Here is a 4,744-nt window from a genome sequence, read left to right as displayed (position 1 = left end):
TTGGAAAAGATCTACGGCGTGCACGCTGTAGAAGCGTTGCTGCGTCACCACCCGAAACGCGTCAAGCAGATCTGGCTGGCTGAAGGCCGCAGTGATCCTCGGGTTCAGACACTGATCGCCCTGGCTGCGGAAAATCGCGTGGCCGTCGGCCAGGCTGAGCGCCGTGAGCTGGATGCCTGGGTTGAGGGCGTGCACCAAGGCGTCGTGGCGGACGTAAGCCCGAGCCAGGTCTGGGGCGAGGCGATGCTCGACGAGTTGCTCGACCGTACCGAAGGCGCGCCGCTGCTGCTGGTACTGGACGGCGTGACCGATCCGCACAACCTCGGCGCCTGCCTGCGTTCGGCGGANGCGGCCGGTGCGCTGGCGGTGATNGTACCGAAGGACAAGTCAGCCACCCTGACCCCGACGGTACGGAAGGTGGCTTGTGGTGCGGCGGAAGTGATTCCGCTGGTGGCCGTGACCAACCTGGCGCGCACTCTGGAAAAACTCAAGCAGCGTGGCTTGTGGGTTGTCGGTACGGCGGGCGAGGCTGAGCAGAGTCTGTATCAGCAAGACATGACCGGCCCGACCATCCTGATCATGGGTGCGGAAGGCAGTGGCATGCGTCGCCTGACTCGTGAGCATTGCGACTACCTGGTGCACCTGCCGATGGCCGGTAGNGTCAGCAGCCTCAACGTGTCCGTGGCGACCGGCGTTTGCCTGTTTGAAGCCCAGCGCCAGCGCAGCGTAAAGGCCGCCACCAAAAAAGCCTGACACTCCCCTATAGGAGCCGGCTTGCTCGCGATNGCGGTGNGTCAGTCGACATCAATGTTGAATGTCAGNCCGCNTTCGCGAGCAAGCCCGCTCCCACAGTNAGNAAGCCGGCTCTTACAGATATGGGGGCGCGGGTGGTTGTTCAAATAATCACCAATTGCCTTGCACCTCTCCTGTCCCTTCTCTACAATTGCGCCCCTTGCTGTGACGGCAGGCACTGATGTGNCTANCTTTGGCAAGATCCATAAGTGTCATTCACTCCTTGTCTGACCGTTTTTGAGCGGCAGGCTACAACCCGTAAGGAGCATTCATGCGTCATTACGAAATCATCTTTTTGGTCCACCCGGATCAAAGCGAGCAAGTCGGCGGCATGGTTGAGCGTTACACCAAGCTGATCGAAGAAGACGGCGGCAAAATCCACCGTCTGGAAGATTGGGGCCGTCGTCAACTGGCCTACGCAATCAACAATGTTCACAAGGCTCACTACGTGATGCTGAACGTTGAGTGCACTGGCAAGGCCCTGGCCGAGCTGGAAGACAACTTCCGCTACAACGATGCAGTGATCCGTAACCTGGTCATCCGTCGCGAAGAAGCCGTTACCGGCCAATCCGAGATGCTCAAGGCTGAAGAAAACCGCAGTGAGCGCCGTGAGCGTCGCGACCGTCCTGAGCACGAAGGCGCCGAAAGCGCTGATAGTGATGACAGCGACAACAGCGATAACGCTGACGAGTAATCCACGGACCTTTTAAGGAGCCTATCAAATGGCACGTTTCTTCCGTCGTCGTAAATTCTGCCGCTTCACCGCTGAAGACGTGAAAGAGATCGATTACAAAGATCTCAACACTCTGAAAGCTTACGTATCCGAGACCGGCAAAATCGTTCCAAGCCGTATCACCGGTACCAAAGCACGTTATCAGCGTCAGCTGGCCACCGCTATCAAGCGCGCCCGCTTCCTGGCCCTGCTGGCCTACACCGACAGCCACGGCCGCTGAGACCGGGCAGTCGACAAGTAGTAAGGGATTGAATGCATGCGCGCCTTAGCTGAGTTCATCATGCGCGGTCGCGTGCAGGCCACTCTCGTAGTGGCTGGATGTGCGGCATTGCCGTTGCTTTATTGGTTGGGTGCTGCCGCAGGTTGCCTAGTGCTGCTGCGGCGCGGATTGAAGGACGCCATTGGCGTACTTGCTCTGGGACTGCTGCCGGCGTTGATCTGGTGGCTTTACTCCGATGACCCACGGGCACTTTTGGTACTGCTGGGGTCATCGAGCCTTGCGTTGGTTTTACGCGCAAGTGAGTCCTGGGTCCGTACGCTGCTGGTCAGCATAGCGATGGGAGTGGTGTTTGCAGTGGTGCTGGGGACAGTTTTTGCTCCCCAAATCGAGATGCTGGCGCAGGCTTTGATAAAAGTCATGCCGTCGCTACTCGGTGATGTCTACCAGAAGTTGTCGGTAGACGAGCAAGCGCNGTTTGCGTCACTGATTGCTCCGGTCCTGACCGGCCTGATTGCGGCATTGTTGCAGGTCGTCAGCGTGCTGAGCCTGATTCTTGGGCGTTATTGGCAGGCGTTGTTGTACAACCCGGGTGGTTTTGGTCGCGAGTTTCGCAGTATCAGATTCCCGCNGGGNCCGGCGATGTTGCTGCTGGCGTGCATGGTTGTCGGGCCGAACTTCGGTCCACAGATGGCCTTGCTGGCGCCGATTTGCAGCGTACCGCTGGTGTTTGCCGGGTTGGCCCTGATTCATGGGCTGGTTGCGCGAAAGCGTCTGGCCAGGTTTTGGCTGGTGGGGTTGTACGTAACGCTGTTGCTGTTCATGCAGCTGATCTATCCGTTACTCGTGGTTTTGGCCATTGTCGACGGCCTGATTGATTTTCGCGGTCGTCTGGCGTCGAAAGACGCCGATAACGCGAACGGTGAAGGTTAAAAGTTAGAGGATTTTCACATGCAACTGATCCTTCTGGAAAAAGTCGCCAACCTGGGCAACCTGGGCGACAAAGTGAACGTTAAGGCCGGCTACGGTCGTAACTACCTGCTGCCTTACGGCAAAGCTACCGCTGCAACCGCTGCCAACCTGGCTGCGTTTGAAGAGCGTCGTGCTGAGCTGGAAAAAGCAGCAGCAGACAAAAAAGCTTCGGCCGAAACTCGCGCTGCCCAACTGGCTGAGCTGGAAGTGACTATCACTGCCACCGCCGGTGACGAAGGCAAGCTGTTCGGTTCGATCGGCACCCACGACATCGCTGATGCACTGACCGCTTCCGGCGTTGAAGTGCAGAAGAGCGAAGTTCGTCTGCCGAACGGCACCATCCGCAACGTAGGCGAATTCGACGTAGCCGTGCACCTGCACGCCGAAGTTGAAGCCACCGTACGCGTTGTCGTGGTAGCAGCTTAAGCAGCACCTAACTGACTGGCACCTCGCGTGTCAGCCAGTTAACATCGGGCACGATCCTGTTTACAGGTCGTGCCTTTTGTTTTTCTNAAATCCCTAATTCCAAGTGGCCATGAACGATATTTCAGCTCCTGAGCAATACGATCTGCAAACCGCTGCCCTGAAGGTGCCACCGCATTCCATCGAGGCCGAACAGGCCGTGCTCGGTGGCTTGATGCTGGACAACAACGCCTGGGAACGCGTGTTGGATCAAGTGTCGGACGGCGATTTCTATCGGCATGACCACCGTCTGATCTTCCGTGCGATCGCCAAGCTGGCCGACCAGAACTCGCCGATCGACGTGGTGACCCTGGCCGAGCAATTGGACAAGGAAGGCCAGACGTCCCAAGTGGGCGGCCTGGGTTACCTGGGTGAGCTGGCGAAAAACACGCCATCGGTCGCCAACATCAAGGCCTATGCGCAGATCGTCCGTGCGCGGGCCACGTTGCGCCAGTTGATCGGCATCGCCACCGAGATTGCCGACAGTGCCTTCAACCCCGAAGGCCGTACCGCTGAAGAGATTCTCGACGAGGCCGAACGGCAGATCTTCCAGATCGCCGAGGCCCGTCCGAAAACCGGCGGCCCGGTCAGCGTCAACGACCTGTTAACCAAGGCCATCGACCGGATCGATACCTTGTTCAACACCGACAACGCCATCACCGGCCTGTCCACCGGCTACACCGACCTCGATGGCATGACCAGCGGCCTGCAGCCGTCTGACCTGATCATCGTCGCCGGCCGTCCGTCCATGGGTAAAACCACGTTTGCGATGAACCTGGTGGAGAACGCCGTGTTGCGCAGCGATAAGGCCGTACTGGTCTACTCGCTGGAGATGCCAGGCGAATCGCTGATCATGCGGATGTTGTCGTCCCTGGGCCGTATCGACCAGACCAAGGTGCGTGCCGGTCGTCTGGAAGATGACGATTGGCCGCGCTTGACNTCGGCGGTNAATCTGCTGAATGATCGCAAGCTGTTCATCGACGATACGGCCGGTATCAGCCCGTCNGAAATGCGCGCACGTACCCGACGCCTGGTGCGTGAGCATGGCGATATCGCCCTGATCATGATCGACTACCTGCAACTGATGCAGATCCCGGGTTCCAGTGGCGACAGCCGTACCAACGAGATTTCCGAGATTTCCCGCTCGTTGAAAGCCCTGGCCAAGGAATTCAACTGCCCAGTGGTTGCCCTGTCGCAGCTCAACCGTTCCTTGGAGCAACGGCCGAACAAACGCCCGATCAACTCCGACTTGCGGGAATCCGGAGCGATCGAGCAGGATGCTGACGTAATCATGTTCGTTTACCGGGACGAGGTGTATCACCCGGAGACCGAGCATAAAGGCATCGCTGAAATCATCATCGGCAAGCAGCGTAACGGGCCAATCGGCACCACGCGCCTGGCGTTCATCGGCAAGTACACCCGCTTCGAAAACCTCGCGCCGGGCAGCTATAACTTCGACGACGAATAACCCTGTGGGAGCGGGCTTGCTCGCGAAGGCGCCGTGTCAGACAACATCACTGTCAACTGACACATCGCTTTCGCGAGCAAGCCCGCTCCCACATTTGAAA

6 protein-coding genes are annotated in these 4,744 nt (G+C 58.5%); all 6 read left to right on the top strand.

Translation table 11 applies throughout. The features are described 5' to 3' along the window. On the top strand, window positions 1-753 hold the full coding sequence (rlmB, locus tag B7L09_RS14570) for a 23S rRNA (guanosine(2251)-2'-O)-methyltransferase RlmB (RefSeq protein WP_094469402.1): 753 nt from the start codon (window positions 1-3) through the stop codon (window positions 751-753). Between the two features lie 310 nt (window positions 754-1,063). After that, the gene (gene rpsF, locus B7L09_RS14565; RefSeq protein ID WP_003217491.1) at window positions 1,064-1,486 is read left to right on the top strand and encodes a 30S ribosomal protein S6; all 423 of its coding nucleotides are present in this window, start codon (window positions 1,064-1,066) and stop codon (window positions 1,484-1,486) included. Window positions 1,487-1,514: 28 nt separating this feature from the next. Beyond that, a complete protein-coding gene (gene rpsR, locus B7L09_RS14560; protein WP_002551829.1) occupies window positions 1,515-1,745 on the top strand; it encodes a 30S ribosomal protein S18 in 231 nt (76 codons plus the stop codon). A 36-nt stretch (window positions 1,746-1,781) separates the two neighbouring features. Continuing rightward, on the top strand, window positions 1,782-2,675 hold the full coding sequence (locus B7L09_RS14555; protein ID WP_094469401.1) for a YybS family protein: 894 nt from the start codon (window positions 1,782-1,784) through the stop codon (window positions 2,673-2,675). An 18-nt stretch (window positions 2,676-2,693) separates the two neighbouring features. Then, window positions 2,694-3,140 (top strand): 50S ribosomal protein L9, encoded by a 447-nt coding sequence (rplI, locus tag B7L09_RS14550; protein WP_003171376.1) that lies wholly within the window; start codon window positions 2,694-2,696, stop codon window positions 3,138-3,140. A gap of 109 nt (window positions 3,141-3,249) precedes the next feature. Then, window positions 3,250-4,644 carry a replicative DNA helicase gene (dnaB, locus tag B7L09_RS14545; RefSeq protein ID WP_064450415.1) on the top strand — a complete coding sequence of 465 codons (1,395 nt, stop codon included), beginning with the start codon at window positions 3,250-3,252 and terminating at the stop codon, window positions 4,642-4,644. Window positions 4,645-4,744 lie beyond the last annotated feature (100 nt).

Origin of the sequence: Pseudomonas mandelii, assembly GCF_002251635.1 — a bacterium.
Lineage (GTDB): Bacteria > Pseudomonadota > Gammaproteobacteria > Pseudomonadales > Pseudomonadaceae > Aquipseudomonas > Aquipseudomonas mandelii_B.
The sequence above is the reverse complement of the archived record's forward strand: the minus strand, read 5'-3'. Positions and strand labels throughout refer to the sequence as shown.

What these genes read in the sequence shown, in the direction of transcription:
- rpsF (WP_003217491.1), top strand. Translation starts at nt 1,064, where the DNA reads ATGCGTCATTACGAAATCATCTTTTTGGTCCACCCGGATCAAAGCGAG.
- rpsR (WP_002551829.1), top strand. Translation starts at nt 1,515, where the DNA reads ATGGCACGTTTCTTCCGTCGTCGTAAATTCTGCCGCTTCACCGCTGAA.
- rplI (WP_003171376.1), top strand. Translation starts at nt 2,694, where the DNA reads ATGCAACTGATCCTTCTGGAAAAAGTCGCCAACCTGGGCAACCTGGGC.